Source organism: Phyllobacterium zundukense, from assembly GCF_025452195.1.
Taxonomy (GTDB): domain Bacteria; phylum Pseudomonadota; class Alphaproteobacteria; order Rhizobiales; family Rhizobiaceae; genus Phyllobacterium; species Phyllobacterium zundukense_A.
The window spans coordinates 903,364-922,461 of sequence record NZ_CP104973.1; the positions used below are offsets into that span (position 1 = coordinate 903,364).

Sequence of the window (19,098 nt, forward strand, 5' to 3'; positions counted from 1 at the left end):
GTTGCAATGTCATAGATGCGCCTGGTCGTAGGAATGGCCGTGACGCAGGCCTTCGCGCACGCGGTGGGCGATTTCGAGGAACTCTGGCGATTCACGTATGTCGAGCGTGCGTTCCGAGCCGAGATTGCAGTCGATGACCTCGTGAATGCGTCCTGGACGCGGGCTCATTACAACGATCTTCGTGGACAGGAATACAGCCTCAGGAATGGAGTGGGTAACGAAGACCACTGTTTTCTGCGTCTTCGCCCAAAGCTTCAACAGCTCCTCGTTGAGGTGATCGCGGACAATCTCGTCGAGCGCACCAAAGGGCTCATCCATCAGAAGCAGGTGGGGATCAAAGGAGAGTGCGCGGGCGATGGAGGCACGCTGCTGCATACCGCCGGACAATTGCCATGGAAACTTTTTCTCAAAACCTGAAAGATTGACCAGTTCCAGATTCCTGGCGATGCGGTCCTTCCGTTCCGCCTTGGGCACGCCCATTACTTCCAGCGGCAGGGAAATATTGCCGCCGATCGTCCGCCAAGGGTAAAGCGCTGCTGCCTGGAAGACATAGCCATAGGCTCGCTTTTGCCGTGCCTCGGATGGTGTCATGCCGTTTACGGAGATCGAGCCGGATGTCGGCTGCTCAAGATCGGCGATTACGCGCAGCAGCGTGGTCTTGCCGCAGCCGGACGGGCCTATGAAGGAAACGAATTCACCGCCATCGACAGAAAGATTGATATTCGACAAAGCGTTGACGGGCCCGTCATTGGTCTCGAAGACCAGTGACAGGTCTTTGACGTCAATCACGGTTTTGGCCGCTTGTGGCATTGGCTTCGCCTTGGGTCGGAGGGTCACAACGGACATCAATCTATACGCCTGCCGGAATGTTTTTCGGATCGCGCTCTACTCTACGCGGAGCCGTCAATTCCTTCCAAGTGGAAAGCGCGCGGTTTTGCGAAGGATTGGCTTCGCGTTCAACGAAACGTCCGCTGCCAGTCGGCGCCAGTACTTCGCCGTCCTTGAAGGCGATGTTTCCGCGCGAGAGTGTCATGCGCGGCAGTCCGGTAACTTCAATGCCTTCGAAGACATTATAATCGATGGCCGATTTCTGGGTCTTTGCCGAGATGGTTTTTTTCGCTTTGGGATCCCAGACGACAATGTCTGCATCGGAGCCCGGGAGGATCGCGCCCTTGCGGGGATAGATGTTGAGTATCTGGGCAATATTCGTCGATGTCGCAGCCACAAACTCGTTCGGCGTCAGCCGCCCGGTAAGCACGCCTTTGGTCCACAGCACCGGCATGCGGTCTTCAAGCCCGCCCGTTCCGTTGGGAATCTTGGTGAAATCGCCGACACCGAAGCGCTTTTGTTCGGTCGTGAAAGCGCAGTGGTCCGTAGCGACGACTTGCAGGCTGCCGGAAGCCAGGCCAGCCCACAAACCGTTCTGATTGATCTTGTCCCGGAACGGCGGTGACATGACGCGACGCGCGGCATAATCCCAGTCTTCGTGTTTGTACTCGCTCTCGTCCAGAACCAGATGCTGGATCAGCGGCTCGCCATAAACGCGCATCCCCTTGGCACGAGCGCGGCGAATGGCTTCATGCGATTGTTCGCAGGATACATGCACGATATAGAGCGGCACTCCCGCTTGATCGGCGATCATGATCGCGCGGTTGGCGGCCTCGCCCTCGACTTCCGGCGGGCGTGAATAGGCGTGCGCCTCCGGTCCGTTGTTGCCTTCTGCCAGCAGCTTCTGCTGCAGGTGGGCGACCACGTCGCCATTCTCGGCATGGACCAGCGGCATGGCACCGATCTCGCCACAGCGCAGGAACGAGGCGAACATCTCGTCATCGTCCACCATCAACGCACCCTTGTAGGCCATGAAGTGCTTGAAGGTGTTGATGCCGCGCTCGACCACTTTCGGCATCTCGTCGAAAACCTGCTTGTTCCAGCTGGTGATGGCCATGTGGAAAGAATAGTCGGTTCGTGCCTTGCCCGCTTTCTGGAACCAGTCTTGCAAGGCAACCAGCAGACCATCTGACCCCGGAAGGACGAAATCGACAACCATCGTTGTTCCGCCCGCCAGCGCCGCTGCAGTGCCTGTGTCGAAATCGTCCGTGGAATACGTTCCCATGAAGGGCATTTCGAGATGGGTATGCGGATCGATACCGCCCGGCATCACGTAGCAGCCCGTCGCATCGATAATCTCGTCGCCGGAAAGGTCCGCTCCAATGGCAGCGATGATCTCGCCGTCGATCAACACATCCGCCTTGTATGTGCGGTCGGCGGCGATGATTGTACCGCCCTTGATCACTTTCGTAGCCATGTGTCCGTTCCCCTTTTTGGTTTTTTGCCGAACAATATTCACTCAGGGCTTAGCGTATTGGGAATTTGGCCCGGGTAGAACCTTGTAATTTCGCACTTGGTAACCAAGCGCGCCCCTCAAGCACGGCCAGTATCGTGTCCAGAACGGCACGGCGCTCTTTCACAACCTCATCATTCCAGAACCGTAACAAAGAATAGCCCTCTTTGTTTAGCCAGCGTGTTCTTACGTCGTCATGCGTGCTTTCAGCATGCTGTGAGCCGTCCAATTCGACGATCAGGCGTTCGGTTCTGCAGACAAAGTCGACCACATAGGGTCCCAAGGGAATTTGACGAGAAAATTTATACCCATTGAGTAGCCGGTTGCGAAGGTCGTACCAGAGACGATATTCGGCATCAGTTTCATTCTTTCTGAGCGCCCGGGCTTTCTGCGTGGCGCCAGTTTTTCTTCTGGTAATGGGTTGTTCTGGAGTGTTCATAGCACCCCCTCATCCGGCCCTACGGGCCACCTTCTCCCCGTCGGGGAGAAGAAAAGCGCTCCACGCTTGCCACCTGTTTCTTCTCCCCGACGGGGAGAAGGTGGCCGGTAGGGCCGGATGAGGGGGGCAAATCAGACGATTCACACCACGATCTCCGCCTTCTCCAAAACCGCATGCAACAGGACATCGGTGCCGGCAGCAGCCCATTCCCTTGAAATATCTTCGTCCTCGTTGTGGCTGAGTCCATCGACACAGGGACACATCACCATCGACGTCGGAGCGACACGGTTGATCCAGCACGCATCGTGCCCCGCGCCGGAGACAATGTTGCGGTGGCTGTAACCAAGCCGCTCCGCCGCATTGCGCACCGCGGTCACGCAGCCTTCATCGAAGGTCACGGGATCGAAATGACCAGCCTCTTCGATCAGGATATCCAGACCGAGCTCCCTGGCGATTTTCGGCGCCTTGTCCTCAATCTCCGTCTTCATGGCGGTCAGCGTCGAAAGATCAGGAGAACGTATATCGACAGTGAAAACGACCCTGCCGGGAATCACATTGCGCGAGTTCGGATAAACATCGACATGGCCGATGGCACCGACAGCACTCGGCTGATGCGCCATGGCGACAGTGTGGACGAGTTCGGTGATACCGGCCATACCAAGCCCGGCATTTTTGCGCATAGGCATCGGCGTCGAGCCTGTATGGCTTTCCTTTCCAGTCAGTGTAATCTGCAGCCACCACAGTCCCTGACCGTGGGTAACAACGCCGATATCCTTGCCCTCGGCCTCGAGGATCGGGCCCTGCTCGATATGCAGTTCGAAGAGCGCGTGCATCTTGCGCGCGCCTACCTTTTCATCGCCCTTCCAGCCGATGCGCTCAAGCTCATCACCGAACTTCTTGCCCTTGGCGTCTTCGCGATTGTATGCCCACTCCTGATCGTGAACACCCGCGAAGACACCCGAAGCCAGCATGGCCGGAGCAAAGCGCGTGCCCTCCTCATTGGTCCAGTTTACGACGACTATCGGATGCTTGGTCTTGATGTTGAGATCGTTGAGCGTGCGGATCAGTTCAAGCCCGCCGAGCACACCAAGCACGCCGTCATATTTTCCGCCCGTCGGCTGGGTATCGAGGTGACTGCCGACATAGACCGGCAGCGCATCAGGATCGGTCCCTGGCCGAGTGAAAAACATGCTGCCCATGGTGTCGACGCCCATGGAAAGACCTGCCTTCTCGCACCAGGACTGGAACAGACGGCGGCCTTCACCATCTTCATCCGTCAGGGTCTGGCGGTTATTGCCACCGCGCAAGCCCGGCCCGATCTTGGCCATCTCCATAAGGCTGTCCCAGAGACGGTCGCCGTTGATCCTGAGATTTCCTGTGAGCGCCATTTAGAGCTCCTAATCGAGATTTTTCAGAACGTCGGCCAGCGTGTCGAAGAGGTGCTCGATCTGCCCCTTGCTGATGATCAGCGGCGGGGAAAGCGCGATGATATCGCCAGTGGTGCGGATCAGCACGCCCTTTTCATAAGCCTTGAGGAACGCCTGGAAAGCCCGCTTGGTTGGCGCACCCTCGATCGGCTCGAGCTCGATGGCGCCGATCAGTCCGAGGTTTCGGATGTCGATGACATGCGGCAGGCCCTTCAGCGCATGCAGCGCATCTTCCCAGTAACTTGAAATCTCGGAGGCTCGGGTCAGAAGGCCTTCATCTTCATAGGTGTCGAGCGTTGCGAGCGCCGCCGCACAGGCGACGGGATGGCCGGAATAGGTATAGCCGTGGAAAAGCTCGATCATGTTTTCCGCGCCGGTCATGAAGGTTTCGTAAATCTGCTTCGATGCGAATACCGCGCCCATCGGGATGACGCCGCTGGTGATGCCCTTTGCCGTGGTGACAAGGTCTGGAACGACCCCAAAATAATCGACCGCAAACGGCGTACCGAGACGGCCGAATCCGGTGATGACCTCGTCGAAAATCAACAGTATATCGTGCTTGGTGCAAATCTCGCGCAGGCGCTTCAAATAGCCCTTCGGCGGAATGAGGACACCGGTCGATCCGGCAACCGGTTCAACGATAACAGCTGCAATGTTGGAGGCATCATGCAGGGCGACAACCTTTTCCAGGTCATCGGCAAACTCGGCGCCGTATTCCGGTTCGCCCCGGGTATAGGCATTGCGGGCCAAATCGTGTGTGTGGCGGATATGATCGATACCGCTGAGGGCATTACCAAAGGTCTTGCGATTACCCGAAATACCGCCAACCGAAATGCCGCCGAAGCCGACGCCATGATAACCGCGCTCGCGGCCGATCAGTTTGACCTTGGTGCCATTTCCCTTGGCGCGATGATACGCCAGCGCAATCTTCAGCGCTGTATCGACCGACTCCGAGCCGGAATTGGTGAAGAACACATGATCGAGCGGTGATGGCAGCATTGCAGCAAGGCGGGCGGCGAGCTCGAATGCCTTGGGATGGCCCATCTGAAACGCCGGCGCATAGTCGAGCTCGGCGACTTGTTTTTGGACGGCCTCGACGATCTTCGGCCGGCCATGACCGGCATTGCAGCACCACAGCCCGGCGGTGCCGTCGAGCACCTCGCGGCCGTCATGGGATTTATAGTGCATGTCCTTGGCGCTGACCAAAAGACGAGGGTTTTCCTTGAACTGGCGGTTTGCCGTAAATGGCATCCAGAACGCGTCAAGATTATTGGTCCCGTATGCCGCTTTAGACATTGTGAAGCCTCCGAAGAGCGGATGTTACCGCTTGTTTTGTGTTCCCGAATGATTGAACTTGCAGCACAATCAAAAACTTGACTACTTGGTCAAAATGCAGGCTAGAAGAGCATAGGAAGGCGGTCAAGCGCTTTATAAGGCTTTGGAGCAATTCCAGGATGCGACGAAAAGGCTCGTCCGGGCAAATAATAAAGGGACGCTAGGCATGGCGAGGGCGGAGAGGAAAAAACTGAAAGAAGCGCCGGAAAAGACGACGCGGATTCAGGAAATCAATCGCCGCCTCATCCTCGACGCGGCTCTCGACGTCTTCTCGACGTACGGCTTCCGCGGCACGACGATCGATCAGATCGCCGAACGAGCCGGCATGTCGAAGCCTAACCTGCTCTACTATTTCCCGCGCAAGCAGAACATCTATGTGACGCTGCTCGAAGAGACGTTGACGGAATGGCTGGCGCCGCTCGCCGAGATCGATGCGGAAGGTGATCCGATCGAGCAATTGCGCAAGTACATAACCCTGAAGATCAACATGTCCGAAACGCACCCGGAAGCGTCGCGGTTGTTCGCCAATGAGGTTCTGCACGGCGCGCCAGCCATCAGCGACTTTCTCACCAAATATCTGAAGCCATTGGTTGATGAGAAAGCTGCCGTGATCCGCCGCTGGGTCGGCGAACGCAAGCTGGCGCCAGTCGATCCCTATCACCTCATCTTCATGATATGGGCGACGACGCAGCATTATGCGGATTTCGATGTGCAGGTTCGTGCGATCATGGGCAGCCAGGTCGGCCGCCCAGGTTTCAAGGAGCAAACCGCACAAGCGGTGCTGAGCATTATTTTAAACGGAATCAGGCCGCGAGATCAGGGTAAGGACAGTGCAGAGCGGGAATGAAGACGAACCTGCTCTTGGCATTTGCAGCCGAGGTGGGCTAAACGTTCACGTGCTCCAAGCACTGAACGAATAATTTGAGGCGTATATGGCCGATCACGGTCAAAAAAATCGACCAGATCCGGATAAATTGCTGCAACTTGCCGCTCGCGAGACGCGCGGCAAACTGACTGTATTTCTGGGCGCAGCCCCCGGTGTGGGCAAGACATATGCGATGCTGCTTCGAGCGCGCCGTTTGAAAGAGGATGGCGCGGACATCGTTATCGGTCTCGCCGAGACCCATGGCCGGGTCGAGACGGCGGAACTGCTCGACGGGCTGGAAGGCATTCCGCGCAAGCAGGTCAACTATCGCGGCAAGGTACTGGAAGAGTTCGATATCGACGCGGCGATTGCCCGCAAGCCTAAAATTATCATTGTGGACGAACTCGCTCACACCAATGTTCCCGGCAGCAGGCATCCGAAACGTTACCAGGACATCGAAGAACTGCTTTGGCAGGGCATCGATGTCTGGACGGCAATGAATGTCCAGCATCTGGAAAGCCTGTCCGATGTAGTCACCAGCATTACCGGCGTGACTGTTCGGGAGATCGTGCCGGATATTGTCCTGAAGCGAGCCGACGACGTCTTGCTTGTCGACCTGCCGCCGGCAGAGCTCATCGCACGCTTGAAGGAGGGCAAGGTCTATCTGCCCGGCAATGCGGAGCGCGCGGCGGAGGGTTTCTTCAAACCCGCCAATCTGACGGCTCTCCGCGAACTGGCGCTCAGGCGCACAGCGGATCGCGTCGACGATCAGATGATTGATCTGTTGCGGCAGAACGCGATCGAAGGGCCTTGGGCGACGGGCGAACGGCTGCTAGTCTGCGTTGGTCCCGACAGCCTTTCCGAAAAGGTCGTACGCACGGCCAGCCGCCTTGCATCGGGATTGAACGCCCGCTGGTTGGTTGTCTCGCTGACCCAGACCAACGATGCTGGTGGCGAGACCGGCAAACGTCTCGACAAACTTCTGGACCTGGCGGAACGGCTCGGTGCGGAAACGCGGCGGGTGATCGCGCAGGATTTCGTCGACGAAATCTTCCGCATTGCCCGGCGCGAAAACGTCACGCAGATCGTTGTGGGTCGCCCGAAGTCAGCGCGGTTCGCCAATCCTTTCCGGCGTTCACTGCCGGACGAGATCATCAAGCGTTTCACCGATATTGGCGTGCATATCGTCACCGGTGAGGAACAGGGCAACCCTTACGTCCCACCGTCGATGCGCAAGCGTACCCGGCTCGAGCTTGCCAAGGCAATCGCGCTGCCCGTTGTGGCGACCGGTGTGACCACACTGCTCGGTCTTGCTGCCAGCGACATCGTTCACGCTCAAAATCTGTCGATGCTGTTCCTTGTCGCCGTTATCCTCTCGGCAATGATCTGCGGGCGGCTTTCGGCGGTGATTGCGGCTGGCCTTGCCTTCGTTTTCTACAACTTCTTCTTCCTCGAACCGCTGCATGATCTGAGCATTGCAAAACCGCATCAATTGTTCTCGCTGATCATCTTTCTCGGGGTTGCCTTGATGATCGGGGATCTTGCCGGTCGTCTGCGCGATCAGGTCGCCCGCTCGCGCAACCAGGCAAAGAACACGCAGGCGCTTTACGAATTTTCGCGCAAGCTTTCAGGCACGGCGCGCCTTGATGACGTCCTGATTTCCACCGCCACGCATCTGCATTCGACCTTTGGAACCGGTATTGTCATCCTGATGCCTTATGACGGCGAGCTTTCGCTGCAGACCGCATGGCCGCCAGACCTGACGTTGGATGGCACGGATATGACAGCGGTACGCTGGGCCTACGAAAAGAACGAGCGCGCGGGTTCCGATACGGCAACATTGCCGCAGATCGAATGGCAGTTTCTGCCCATTCTCACTTCAAATGGCGTGGCGGGTGTATTGGGCCTTTCCATGAAGGACCGTGCGGCTTTGAGTGAGAACGATGACCGAATGCTCTCCGCGATTCTCGATCAGACTGCCATCGCCATCGATCGCGCACAGCTCGTGCGGGAAAACGCTAAAACGGCCGCATTGCAGGAGAGCGACAAGCTGCACACGGCACTGTTTTCATCTCTTTCACATGATCTGAAAACCCCGCTTGCCTCGATTACCGGCGCGGTTACGACGCTGCGGCAGTTGGGCAGCCGCATCAAAGCCGATACGCGTGACGACCTCTTGCTTTCCATCGAGGAAGAAGCCGGACGGTTGAACCGCTTCGTTGCCAACCTGTTCGATATGACGCGGATCGAGGCTGGAACGCTCAAGGCCAAAAATCTTCCCGTCGATGCGGCAGAAATTATCTTGTCTTCAATCGAGCGCACGACAAAACTGAAGCCCGGCATCGCTATCGACACCAGCATCGCCCCGGATTTGCCCATGGTGAACGGCGATGCTTCTTTGCTTGGCCAGACTCTGTTCAACCTTTTGGATAATGCAACGAAATATGCGGGGGATGGGCCGATTGCCGTCTATGCAAAGCAGGATGGTCCGGAAGTTGCCATCAGTATCACGGATCAAGGAAGGGGCATCCCACCAAAGGATCTCGACAAGATTTTCGACAAGTTCTACCGGCGCGTCAAAGGCGACGGTCGCGCGCCGGGGACGGGGCTCGGCCTTTCCATCTCTCGCGGTTTTATTGAGTCCATGGGCGGTACGATCAAGGCGGAAAGCCCAGCCATTCGCAAACGCGGAACGCGGTTCATCATCCGCCTACCCATCGCCAATCCTGACGGCGAGGCAATGGGATGAACCAGCATCGTATCCTGGTCGTCGATGACGAGCCGCAGATCCAGCGTTTTCTAAACCCTGCGCTCACGGCGTCGGGTTACGAAGTGATCCTTGCTTCGACCGGCGCCGAGGCCGAACGGCTCGCTGCGACCAGCGCGCCGGATCTGATCGTCCTCGACCTTGGCCTCCCCGACAAGGACGGCAAGGAAGTGATCGAGACAGTGCGCGCGTTTTCTGAAGTGCCGATCATCGTTCTGTCGGCCCGTGACCGCGAGGCTGAAAAGATTGCATCCCTTGATCTTGGTGCCAATGACTATGTCGAGAAGCCCTTTGGCATCGGCGAGTTGCTGGCGCGTATACGCACGGCGCTACGCCAGCAAGTGGCCGGCACAAGCGTACCTTCACGGTTCGAAGCCAATGGACTTGTGGTTGACATGGTCAAGCGGATTGTCAGCCGCAACGGCGAGGAAGTGCATCTGACCCGCAAAGAATACCAATTGCTCGTGCATCTGGTACTGCACGCGGGCATGGTGATCACGCACCGTCAGCTCCTCGCCTCGGTCTGGGGCGCTGCACATGTGCAAGATTTGCAATATTTGCGCGTCTTCGTTGGCCAGCTACGTGCCAAGATCGAAGACGACGCCAACAATCCGCAATTTATCCGCACCGAAGCCGGTGTGGGCTATCGTTTCATCGCGGAGTGAAATGAGTTGCTCTATCCCTGGGTCGAATTGTAGGCACCACCGTCGAGCAACAAGTTCTGGCCGACGATAAAACCGGAATACTGGCTGCACAGAAAAGCCGCTGCGGCGCCGAATTCCTCTGCCGTTCCGTATCGCCCCGTGGGATTTTCCGCATAGGCATCGGCGCGTGCCTCCTCGATGGAAATGCCCTTGGCCAGCGCCGTTCGCTCCAGGAAGCCCTTCGTCCGATCCGTATCATGGGATCCGGGAAGAATATTGTTGATGATGACGCCATGCTTGGCCACTTGCCGCGCAGTGCCTGCAACGAAACCTGTCAGCCCGTTGCGGGCGGCGTTGGAAAGTCCAAGCGAAGAGATCGGAGATTTCACCGAGCCCGACGTGATATTGAGCACGCGCCCCCACTTCCGCTCGATCATGCCGGGCAAGATCGCGTTCATCAACAGGATGGGCGTCAACATATTGTTGTTGATCGCCTTCAGCCATTCCTCTTCGCCCCACTCGGACCAGTTGCCGGCTGGCGGACCACCTGCATTGTTGACGAGGATATCCGGTTGCGGTTCGGCCTTCAGCAGTGCGTTGCGCCCGGTCTCCGTCGTCACATCCTCGGCAACGATCTGAACCTTGACACCGTATTTGTCCGCAATCTCATTGGCCGTGGCGCGCAACGTTGTCTCGGTGCGTGCATTCAGCGTCAGGTCGACGCCAGCTTCAGCCAGTTTTTCCGCAACGCCGCGGCCAAGTCCCTTTGAACTTGCGCAGACGATGGCGCGCTTGCCTTTGATACCCAGATCCATGATGTCCTCGCCGGTTGTTCCCGTGTCATCCCTTATCGACAATTCCAGCATGTTTTGACAAGCTTGACCTCAAACAAAATCGGATTCGGGAAACGCAAAGCCATGACGACATTCGGAGCAACTGTTCTGTGGACGCGGCCGGAGGGCACCCCCTTCACCGACAACAAATATAGCCGAGCGCATGTCTGGCAGTTCGACGGCGGTGCCGAGGTGCCGGCTTCGTCTTCGCCGCATATTGTTCGCCTGCCCTATTCCACGGCGGAGAATGTCGATCCCGAAGAGGCTTTCGTCGCCTCGATTTCGAGCTGCCACATGCTGTTTTTTCTCAGTGGTGCCGCCAAAAAAGGATTTGTCATTGATGAATACCGTGATGCCGCGGAAGGCGAACTCGCAAAAAACGATCAGGGAAAACTCTATGTCAGTCGGGTCACGCTGAAACCGCATGTAACCTATGCGGGTGCCGCGCCCGATGCGGAGACTGAGCAACATCTGCACCACGAAGCGCACGAGCAATGTTTCATTGCCAACTCCGTGCTCACCCATATCGACGTTCAGCCCGTCTGAACTCACAGGAGGAAATATCATGTCTGAACTCAAGATCGGCGATGCCATAAACACCACCTGCCCATGGTCGGGTGATCCGATCAAGGAGGATAGCCTGACGCTTTATAACGGCGCTGTCGTCGGATTCTGCAACCCGGGCTGCCGCGACAAGTTCGAAAAAGCGATCAATCATTTCGAGGCGGCACTCCAGCGCCGCAGTCACGAAAGCGTCTAGAACTAAAAAATCCATTTGACAATTTTCCTGGATCACAATACTTAAGTATATGCTTAACCAACAAGTACCACTCGATCTCATGTTCCAGGCGCTGGCGGATCCCTCGCGCCGCATCATGGTTGAACGGCTGAGCCGCGGACCGGCTTCGGTCAGCGAACTCGCCAAGCCGCTTGCCATGTCACTGCCTGCAGTGGTTCAGCATCTACAGGTGCTGGAGGCGAGTGGGCTTATCCGCTCGGAAAAGATCGGGCGCGTTCGCACCTGCCATATCGAATGGGCAGCTTTGCAAACCGCGGAAGAGTGGATGCTGGAACGGCGCAAGACCTGGGAACATCGCCTCGACAGACTGGGTGATTTTCTCGCTGATCAGGAAAAAGGATAGATCTATGACCAACCGATCCGTGACACACGACACCTTCGTCCTCGAACGCAGCTATTCGGCCTCTCCAGCGCGCGTATTTTTTGCGCTCAGCGACAAGCAGGCAAAGGCCAAATGGTTTGGCGGTCCCGATGAATGGGGTCAGGGCAAATATGAAATGGATTTCCGTGTTGGCGGGCAGGAGATCAGCAGTGGAGGTCCGAAAGGCGGACCGGTGCACACTTACGTAGCCGTCTACCAGGACATCGTACCGGATGAGCGCATCATATACACCTATGACATGCACCTCGATGAAAAACGCATCTCGGTGTCACTTGCGACGATGGAATTGCGCCCCGAAGGGACGGGTACGAGGCTGATTCTCACCGAACAAGGCGCGTATCTCGATGATTTCGACGAACCATCCGTGCGCAGGGAAGGCATGGGAGAACTCCTGGACGCATTGGGCAGATCCCTGGAAAACACGAACGTCAACGCCTGACCCATGGTATCAAGGCGCTTCACCCGACCCCGTGACAATGGTCTCGGCCGGCGCCTTGATTCTGCCCTGGCGCTTCAATTGCTGTTCCCGGAAGAAGATGAACAGTCCCGACGCGATGATGAAGCCTGATCCGACGAGCATCGATATGCGCGGCACATCTCCGAATACCAGCCAGCCAAAGACGATCGCCCAGAACAACATCGTGTATTGCAGTGGCGCGACGGTCGCGGCATCCGCAACCTTCAGCGCCCGGTTTACCAGCACGTGCGCGAGCATGGCGACAACGCCAAGCAATGCCAGCAGAACGAGGTCGCGCAGGCTAACCGGCGTCCACTCGAAGCTGACAGCGACCAGGCCCGCAAGTCCGGCGCCGACGATCTGCCAGAATACCAGAGTCGTGTCCGGGGTGCCGCGAAGTGAACGCCCAAGCAGCAGCATGAATGCAAAGAACATGCTGCCAAGAATGGAGATGATCGCCTGCGGGGTCAGCGCCTGTGACGAGGGCTCGAGCGCAATCAGCACGCCGATGAAGCCGACGATGATGGCGGTCCAGCGTCGCCAGCCGACGGGCTCCTTCAAGACGAAAGGGGAGACGGCCGCCACATAGATCGGCGCGGCCAGCCAATAGGTCATGACATCGGCGAGCGGCAGATAGACAACGGCGAAATAGAAGGCGAAGACTTCAGCTGTCGAAAGAAATACGCGTGCAGCCTGCAGCCAGGGTCGCTCGACCTGAACGATCTTTGCCGGTCCATTGAACCAGAGAAATGGCGCAAGCACGATAAGTGCCGCGATGCTGCGGATGAACACCACCTGACCGACGGAATAGGTCGATACGAGCCATTTGCCCATGACGTCGTTGAGCGAGAACATCAACATACCGAGGAGCATAAGCAGAACGCCGCTGCGTGCTGCCGAGGACATGGACGCGCTGGAAAAGCGCGCCGGAGCGGTGGTCATGGGCCGTTTCCTGGATCACGATGTTTTTTCGATTGCTTTGGGCTATTTTCCGCCGCCAATCCAGCCGAAAAGCACGCAAATCGAAAAACTTTTATGAACCCAAGAGGGTTTCCAGCTGTTTGGCGCATGCTCGCAGTGGCTCGGCGCTCTGGCTCGCCTTGGCCATTGCCATGGCCCCGGAATAACTCGCGACCACCAATGTCGCGAGATCATGGGCCCGCGATGCGTCGAGATCCGGCCTGTCGGCTCGCAATCTGAGTGAGAGGGCCGAGCGCCAGCGGTCGAAGACAGCATTGACCGCTTCACGAAAATCCGTATCCGCCAGCGATAGTTCCAGCGCCAGATTGTTCAACGGGCAGCCGGATACCGCGCGGTTGCGCTCCAGTGTATCGGCCACGCCATTGAAAACCGCACGAATGCCAGCAGCGGCGGAGGTGGCGGTCATGATGGGCTGGATCGCGGTCTCGTCCACTTCCTTCGCCACACGTTCGGCAATAACTGCGAGACCGAGGGTCTTTTTCGTCGCGAAATGATGATGCAGCGCACCGCCGGTCGTCGCTGCGCCGCGCACCACTTCATGGACGCTGGTCGCGTTATAACCGTTTCGCTGGAAGAGATCGGCAGCAACATCGAGAATACGCGTCCGCATCGCCTGCGGATTATTGATGCGTCTGGGCCGTTCAATGGTGTCCTGCGTCATGATGCGCCTTTCAAAAACTTAAAATAACAAATTGACAAAACAGGACAACCGGTTTTATCAAAACAGGACAACCGGTTTGTTTTGGGAGGAACGGTTTATGACCACCGCCAAGATTGTGCAAAAACTCGACCGTGAACTTCATAGTCCAATTGTTGAGCTGCGCCGCTATACATTGCATCCGGGTCGGCGTGACGATCTGATTTCGCTTTTCGATGCGCATTTTCTGGAAAGTCAGGAATCATGCGGCATCAAGGTCATCGGCCAGTTCCGCGATATCGATGATCCCGACGCCTTTGTCTGGCTCCGCGGTTTTGGTGACATGCAGGCTCGCCACCAGGCGCTCACTGCCTTCTATGACGGTCCCGTCTGGGCTGCACATCGCAACGCGGCCAATGATACCATGATCGACTCGGACGATGTGCTTCTGCTGCGCCCCGCCGGCCGTGACGCCGGTTTTTCCCTTACGCACGAACGTCCTGGACGTGTTTCAGGAACGCCTTCGCATGCAATCATAGAGGCTGCGACGTATCAGCTAAAAACGTCCGTAGAGGGCTTCCTCGCCTTCTTCGACGATGTCCTTGCGCCGCTCCTGCGCGCGTCCGGAAACGACAGCATTGCAACCTTTGCCTCCAATCACAGCCCGAACAGCTTCACACGCTTGCCGATACGCCTCGGTGAGAATGTCGTCGTGGTTTTCTCACGTTTCGATTCAATTGATGATCAATCGGTGTTCAGAGATTTGCTCGATGACAATCCGGCGTGGCAGGCAGTGCAACAGCGCCTTGCAACCCATCTTATAGCACCGCCGATCATCACGCGGCTCGCGCCAACCGCAAGGTCATTGTTGAGATAGGCGTACGCGCTGCCAAAAAACTTGAGATCAGGGGTTTGCATATCGATGGAATTCAACTATATGACGACCCGCACCGGCCAATGCTGCCAGCTCTTTTGGGGAATAGGTTAACGGTAGACCCACGGACTCTGACTCCGTTAGTCCTGGTTCGAATCCAGGTTCCCCAGCCACTCACATTTTTCACAATAAAATCATATACTTAAGCGAATTAGAAAAACACTAAGTGTTACACCTTAGCGGATGTTCCGTATGGTCTACCAAAAGCCCTGAACCGAATCTGCCCACTGTTGGGCGATCTGAACTACAGCATGCAATGAATCGTAGACTTCCTTGGGATTGTTGTGCATCCAAGAAATTGCCTCCCAAGCGGCGCTTCCCGCGACACCTCCCGCAATAACTTTGACGCCAGACCAAATTGCCGAGCCAAGCTGTGACAATATGGTTGCTTGAGCACGCAGCACGTTTGCATCTGGCACTTCCTTGGCGGTCTCAACTCGCAACGCTGTAGCGGCTTGCTGGGCCCGCTCTATTTGGGCCGAGCTAATAACCTCTGCATCAATTAACTCTGGCGGATTATTGTGGTTTCTTGGTGCGAGATTTTGACTATACCCCGCAATCGCGGTCTCTAGCCGATCGAGCCGCGAAAGCATTTCAGTGCGGTAGTCAATTTCTGGGATGTCTCGTGAGACGATTATTCTATTGCCATTTTCGTCTGTTATAGAGTTTCCGTTTTCATCCGCCAGATATTCTTCACCATCATCATAGTCATCATCACTTTGGACGGGTCCCCATTCATAAAGTCCATCGCTAGTGATTTGCTCGACCGCTCTTTGCATTGTTTGAAATTCTACAACACCGGAAAATTCTGACTGAATTTCATTGTCAGCATCGAATGGCCCCCCGTGAACCCACAAGTAGCCCCCCTCGCGGCTGTTATAGGGAGTCCGGTGGACAGGGTCCTCGTAATGCTGGTGGAACCACTCCAGCATTGCTTCAACCTTCTCATCTTCAGTAAGCCTTCGAAACTCCTCCGCTGTGTAGGTAACTTCTCCAATTTGATAAGTGTGGTCGGCCATAGATCGATCTTCTTCGCTTCAAAAACTCTGCCCGCATCAGCTACAACAGAATAAGGAAGCCCGCCGATCTTCACCGGCGGGCCGAGCTACTTAACGGTTACCCTTTTTTTCGTCCTGAGAAAGGACCGACGCTGCAAGTCGCTTTGCATCGGCAGGGGTAGCCTTCTTAGTTCCCGAAAGAACCTTTGAGGCAAGGGTCGATACTGGTGAGGAAGATTGTTTCTTCACCATGCTGATGCCCCTCCTGCCGGAGCGACATCAACGAACCGCCTGCCGGTTTTGATCTCACTGACGCGACCCGGATTTATCCCGAATTGCGCAGCGATATCGTGTTGCATCATATTCTTCGAAAGGAGCCGCTTTATATGTGCGGCCATTTCAGGTGTTACGCGCGGAGAGCGCTTTCTATGGGACATAAAATTTTCCTTATGTCGTTGCGCTCCGCCTTGCCCAAGTGACTCGGAGTATGTAGAATCCCCTAGCTGCAAGGATTCTTATATCCGCTTGAGCATCCGCACGGCAGAGCATTTGCCAATGTGTGCGGCCACGTAGTCTCCGGCACCTTCTGTCCTGCCAGACGGTTGGTTGCCGGGTTCTGCGAATCGAACAATCCGAGAACATCGCCAATCTATCGTGAGTCGCGGTGGAGTCCAGATTGAATCTGGCCTTGCAACCATATTTTGTGTGTCCTTCCCCAAAATTCACACCTTATTGCAACATATTGTTAATGCAGGGAAAGAAAAGGTGTTTCGCCAGCGCTGTGGCCCGACTATTCGTAGCTGAATCCGGTAGAATCAGTCATTCTCCGAATAAATTACACAATCGGCTGTTAAAACGGGTGCGATAAGATGGGCTTTTTACTTAGAGATTGTGTGAGGTGCGGTGTATCAAAGGTCCAAATGATCGCGCGCGGATTCTCCACGTATGACAGTCTGAATTCGGAGGTTTTCTTCGCATGTCAGGCCTGTAACCTCGGGAGCATCTATCGAGGCCAACCACAAGACGATCCTGTTAAATCTACTTTATTGTTGGACTACGCTCGCCATTTTGATAGCAATCCAATATTCGTTTATCCGGGTGTTCCGACCGTTTCGACTTACATTCCTGAGCGTGTCGCAAATCTTTATCGCGAGGCGGCACGATGTCGTCGGCTTCAACTCTATGAAGCCGCGGGAGCAATTTTCAGAAAAGTAATCGATGTAGCTACAAAATACATCTATGCCCATGATTTGCGCCTAGCCGAACGAAATCCCGCTGAAGCTTTGCGGCCGCGCATCAAGGCTTTAGGCCAGTTAAAAATACTGGAGGATGATATTGTCGAGCTTGCTGATGTCGTAGCCTTAGATGGCAACGATGCTGCACATGACGTCGATCCATACACTGCCAATGAAGCGGAAGCGCTGGAGGAACTGACAGTCGATCTTTTGGAACGCCTCTTTGTTAAACCCGCAAAAATCGCGGCTGTGAGGGCCAAGCAAATTGCTTCCGGACAACGAAAGCCGGATCCGGTGCCAGAAGGCTGAGCGAAAACAAAGCTAAAAAGACCGCCGGGGCGGTCTTTCCATTGTCGTATTGATGCGCAGTATCAGCCAAGGAAATCGACTGGCAAGTCCGGATCGCAGAAGATCAATCGATCTCCATCCTTGGCAAGGGCACGGCGCTCAATTTCCTCCAGCAACGCGGTTGCTTTCGTTACGGCTTCAAGGTGTCCCGACACACTATCCCTGTCGTTCGCCAGTTCATGGAATATCAATTCCAGTACTTTATCGCGGGGCGTAGCATTGGTCATCACGCGGCCTCCTTTACCGAAGGTTCGCAGTCATCGCGAATGCTATCCGGCCATATGTCTAGCACTTCGCCAAGAATGATCGTGATCCGGGAACGAGGGTCAAGCAGCGGATCGTCGGAAGGCGCGGCTACGATCTGATCGAGCGCCGCGTGATAGTCGTCAGTGTTTACGTATAAAGGCATTTTTGAACCCATGAGCTAGTGTTTACGAGCGGAATCATGAGTCAAAGCCGGAGATTTGGCAAGCAGAAAATGAGAAAAAATGGAACAAAAACAATTAGTTATAGTCAGCGCTGACTGACTTTTCCTGCCGATTTGCCCGCATTCCTGGCCTTTAGCCGCGCTATGACCCTCTTACGATCCGCCTCATATTCAGCTTGCGCTGATTTCCGCAAAGCCTGAGACGCCGCATAGGGTTCACCGGAGAAGCCTCTGAACGGTGCGTTTCGGCTGCGAGCGCTGTTCCAAGCCAAATCTTTTAGCGCGTAAGAAACCCAACCATCGTCCGGAAGCTCGCTTGTGTGGCATTGATGCTGCCGAACCTGAGCCCATTCGCCGCCCGCCTTTCTAAGTGCTTTGCGTGCCAATGTGGCGTCTGAGCCCGGAAGTATGACTTCGCCGTGAATGTGCAAACGCTTTAGGCTCTGCGCCGCCTCTATCACAAACCAGCAATCGACCTTACGTCCATATGCTGCCTTCAGTTCCAACTGAATACGCTTGTGAAGCCATGACGCGGCGGAAAGCTGCTTACGCGCAAGCTCCTCAATATCCGGCCTGAGATTCAGTGAGAAGGAGTGAACCGTGCCAAGATGCGAACCGGCGTCGTGAAGGTGAACGGCTTGGAACCAGAACGTGAGATCGCGCCACGGTGCCGGAACCTTCCATTGATGCAGATGGGTATCGACGGGCTGTTGGCGTTGGCGGAGGGATCGATCCAGCTTGCTCGGTTTCGGTGATGGCGCCCGGGCGGCTTTTTGGGCGGCTGCTAGGGCTCCCATCTTCTTCAGCAATCGTGAGGGCGAGGTTCCGTGGTTGCCGGTGAGAGTATCAGCGTAGGTAGGCTTGTATGCGCCCCTCCCTGTAACTGAAGTCTCTATAGAAACAGGGGTAAGCCGCTCTTGCCTAAGTTCTTGGAAATAAGGGAAGAAATGAGCGTCCCGCATACTGAATTTCGGGTGATGCCGTTTTCCAAAATTGGCAACTGGCTTCGGTTCATTATCATTGGCTTCTTTTACAGTATCAATTGGTATATATTGACACTGAACAGAAAAATTGTTGTCATTTGCAGCAACATTTTCCTGCACTTCCCGAAAAGGTATGCTATAATTCATCCATAAACCCAATAGCCAAGTGGTTTAAGGGCTGGATCGTTGTTTAGCGGCGCGATCCAGCCCTCTTTATTTCAACAGTATAGCAAACATTTCAGAGAACATCAGATATATTTTGGTAG

At 55.8% G+C, this 19,098-nt stretch carries 21 protein-coding genes and 1 tRNA gene; 10 read left to right on the forward strand and 12 right to left on the reverse strand.

Annotated features, from left to right (window positions below):
* Positions 1-9: 9 nt before the first annotated feature.
* The 5 genes from N8E88_RS16740 to N8E88_RS16760 all read right to left on the reverse strand — a co-directional run bounded on the left by N8E88_RS16740 (position 10) and on the right by N8E88_RS16760 (position 5,503).
* Positions 10-810 carry an ABC transporter ATP-binding protein gene (locus tag N8E88_RS16740; RefSeq protein WP_245426254.1) on the reverse strand — a complete coding sequence of 267 codons (801 nt, stop codon included), beginning with the start codon at positions 808-810 and terminating at the stop codon, positions 10-12.
* Between the two features lie 40 nt (positions 811-850).
* Complete coding sequence (hydA, locus tag N8E88_RS16745; RefSeq protein WP_262294660.1) at positions 851-2,305, reverse strand: dihydropyrimidinase; 1,455 nt, start codon at positions 2,303-2,305, stop codon at positions 851-853.
* Between the two features lie 49 nt (positions 2,306-2,354).
* On the reverse strand, positions 2,355-2,780 hold the full coding sequence (locus N8E88_RS16750; protein ID WP_262294661.1) for an endonuclease domain-containing protein: 426 nt from the start codon (positions 2,778-2,780) through the stop codon (positions 2,355-2,357).
* 140 nt (positions 2,781-2,920) lie between these two features.
* Positions 2,921-4,168: a Zn-dependent hydrolase gene (locus N8E88_RS16755; RefSeq protein ID WP_262294662.1), complete on the reverse strand. Its 1,248-nt coding sequence runs from the start codon at positions 4,166-4,168 to the stop codon at positions 2,921-2,923.
* Positions 4,169-4,177: 9 nt separating this feature from the next.
* Complete coding sequence (locus tag N8E88_RS16760; protein ID WP_262294663.1) at positions 4,178-5,503, reverse strand: omega-aminotransferase AptA; 1,326 nt, start codon at positions 5,501-5,503, stop codon at positions 4,178-4,180.
* Between the two features lie 205 nt (positions 5,504-5,708).
* Between N8E88_RS16760 and rutR the strand changes: the two genes are divergently transcribed.
* The 3 genes from rutR to N8E88_RS16775 all read left to right on the forward strand — a co-directional run bounded on the left by rutR (position 5,709) and on the right by N8E88_RS16775 (position 9,839).
* A complete protein-coding gene (gene rutR / locus N8E88_RS16765; RefSeq protein WP_262294664.1) occupies positions 5,709-6,389 on the forward strand; it encodes an HTH-type transcriptional regulator RutR in 681 nt (226 codons plus the stop codon).
* Positions 6,390-6,474: 85 nt separating this feature from the next.
* Complete coding sequence (locus tag N8E88_RS16770; RefSeq protein ID WP_262294665.1) at positions 6,475-9,156, forward strand: ATP-binding protein; 2,682 nt, start codon at positions 6,475-6,477, stop codon at positions 9,154-9,156.
* Positions 9,153-9,839, forward strand: coding sequence for a response regulator (locus tag N8E88_RS16775; RefSeq protein WP_262294666.1), 687 nt, complete (start codon positions 9,153-9,155; stop codon positions 9,837-9,839). The genes N8E88_RS16770 and N8E88_RS16775 overlap by 4 nt, the downstream gene beginning before the upstream one ends.
* 11 nt (positions 9,840-9,850) lie before the next feature.
* Here the strand turns inward: N8E88_RS16775 and N8E88_RS16780 are convergent, their stop codons facing one another.
* A complete protein-coding gene (locus N8E88_RS16780) occupies positions 9,851-10,633 on the reverse strand; it encodes an SDR family oxidoreductase (RefSeq protein WP_262294667.1) in 783 nt (260 codons plus the stop codon).
* Between the two features lie 102 nt (positions 10,634-10,735).
* Between N8E88_RS16780 and N8E88_RS16785 the strand changes: the two genes are divergently transcribed.
* Genes N8E88_RS16785 through N8E88_RS16800 form a run of 4 tightly spaced genes read left to right on the forward strand, consistent with a single transcriptional unit; the run spans position 10,736 to position 12,271 of the window.
* Positions 10,736-11,197 (forward strand): OsmC family protein, encoded by a 462-nt coding sequence (locus N8E88_RS16785; RefSeq protein ID WP_262294668.1) that lies wholly within the window; start codon positions 10,736-10,738, stop codon positions 11,195-11,197.
* Between the two features lie 19 nt (positions 11,198-11,216).
* Positions 11,217-11,411, forward strand: coding sequence for an eL24 family ribosomal protein (locus tag N8E88_RS16790; RefSeq protein ID WP_262294669.1), 195 nt, complete (start codon positions 11,217-11,219; stop codon positions 11,409-11,411).
* A gap of 49 nt (positions 11,412-11,460) precedes the next feature.
* Entirely contained in the window at positions 11,461-11,793 is a 333-nt protein-coding gene (locus N8E88_RS16795) for an ArsR/SmtB family transcription factor (protein ID WP_262294670.1), read from the forward strand.
* Between the two features lie 4 nt (positions 11,794-11,797).
* Positions 11,798-12,271 (forward strand): SRPBCC family protein, encoded by a 474-nt coding sequence (locus N8E88_RS16800; RefSeq protein WP_262294671.1) that lies wholly within the window; start codon positions 11,798-11,800, stop codon positions 12,269-12,271.
* 9 nt (positions 12,272-12,280) lie between these two features.
* Here N8E88_RS16800 and N8E88_RS16805 read toward each other — a convergent pair whose 3' ends face one another.
* Entirely contained in the window at positions 12,281-13,231 is a 951-nt protein-coding gene (locus N8E88_RS16805; protein WP_262294672.1) for a DMT family transporter, read from the reverse strand.
* 91 nt (positions 13,232-13,322) lie between these two features.
* On the reverse strand, positions 13,323-13,931 hold the full coding sequence (locus N8E88_RS16810) for a TetR/AcrR family transcriptional regulator (RefSeq protein WP_262294673.1): 609 nt from the start codon (positions 13,929-13,931) through the stop codon (positions 13,323-13,325).
* 97 nt (positions 13,932-14,028) lie between these two features.
* Here N8E88_RS16810 and N8E88_RS16815 point away from each other — a divergent pair, with 97 nt between their 5' ends.
* Together N8E88_RS16815 and N8E88_RS16820 are read left to right on the forward strand one after the other, a co-directional pair.
* Positions 14,029-14,784, forward strand: a complete 756-nt coding sequence (locus N8E88_RS16815) for an NIPSNAP family protein (protein ID WP_262294674.1) — start codon at positions 14,029-14,031, stop codon at positions 14,782-14,784.
* 96 nt (positions 14,785-14,880) lie between these two features.
* Positions 14,881-14,954, forward strand: a tRNA-Gln gene (locus N8E88_RS16820).
* A gap of 84 nt (positions 14,955-15,038) precedes the next feature.
* Here N8E88_RS16820 and N8E88_RS16825 read toward each other — a convergent pair.
* The gene (locus tag N8E88_RS16825) at positions 15,039-15,860 is read right to left on the reverse strand and encodes a hypothetical protein (RefSeq protein ID WP_262294675.1); all 822 of its coding nucleotides are present in this window, start codon (positions 15,858-15,860) and stop codon (positions 15,039-15,041) included.
* 899 nt (positions 15,861-16,759) lie between these two features.
* Here N8E88_RS16825 and N8E88_RS16830 point away from each other — a divergent pair.
* Complete coding sequence (locus N8E88_RS16830; protein ID WP_262294676.1) at positions 16,760-17,383, forward strand: DUF4145 domain-containing protein; 624 nt, start codon at positions 16,760-16,762, stop codon at positions 17,381-17,383.
* Positions 17,384-17,445: 62 nt separating this feature from the next.
* Here the strand turns inward: N8E88_RS16830 and N8E88_RS16835 are convergent, their stop codons facing one another.
* The 3 genes from N8E88_RS16835 to N8E88_RS16845 all read right to left on the reverse strand — a co-directional run bounded on the left by N8E88_RS16835 (position 17,446) and on the right by N8E88_RS16845 (position 18,979).
* On the reverse strand, positions 17,446-17,649 hold the full coding sequence (locus N8E88_RS16835) for a hypothetical protein (protein WP_262294677.1): 204 nt from the start codon (positions 17,647-17,649) through the stop codon (positions 17,446-17,448).
* A complete protein-coding gene (locus N8E88_RS16840; protein WP_262294678.1) occupies positions 17,649-17,831 on the reverse strand; it encodes a hypothetical protein in 183 nt (60 codons plus the stop codon). Before N8E88_RS16840 ends, N8E88_RS16835 begins: the two co-directional genes overlap by 1 nt.
* 104 nt (positions 17,832-17,935) lie before the next feature.
* A complete protein-coding gene (locus N8E88_RS16845; protein WP_262294679.1) occupies positions 17,936-18,979 on the reverse strand; it encodes a hypothetical protein in 1,044 nt (347 codons plus the stop codon).
* Between the last annotated feature and the right edge of the window lie 119 nt (positions 18,980-19,098).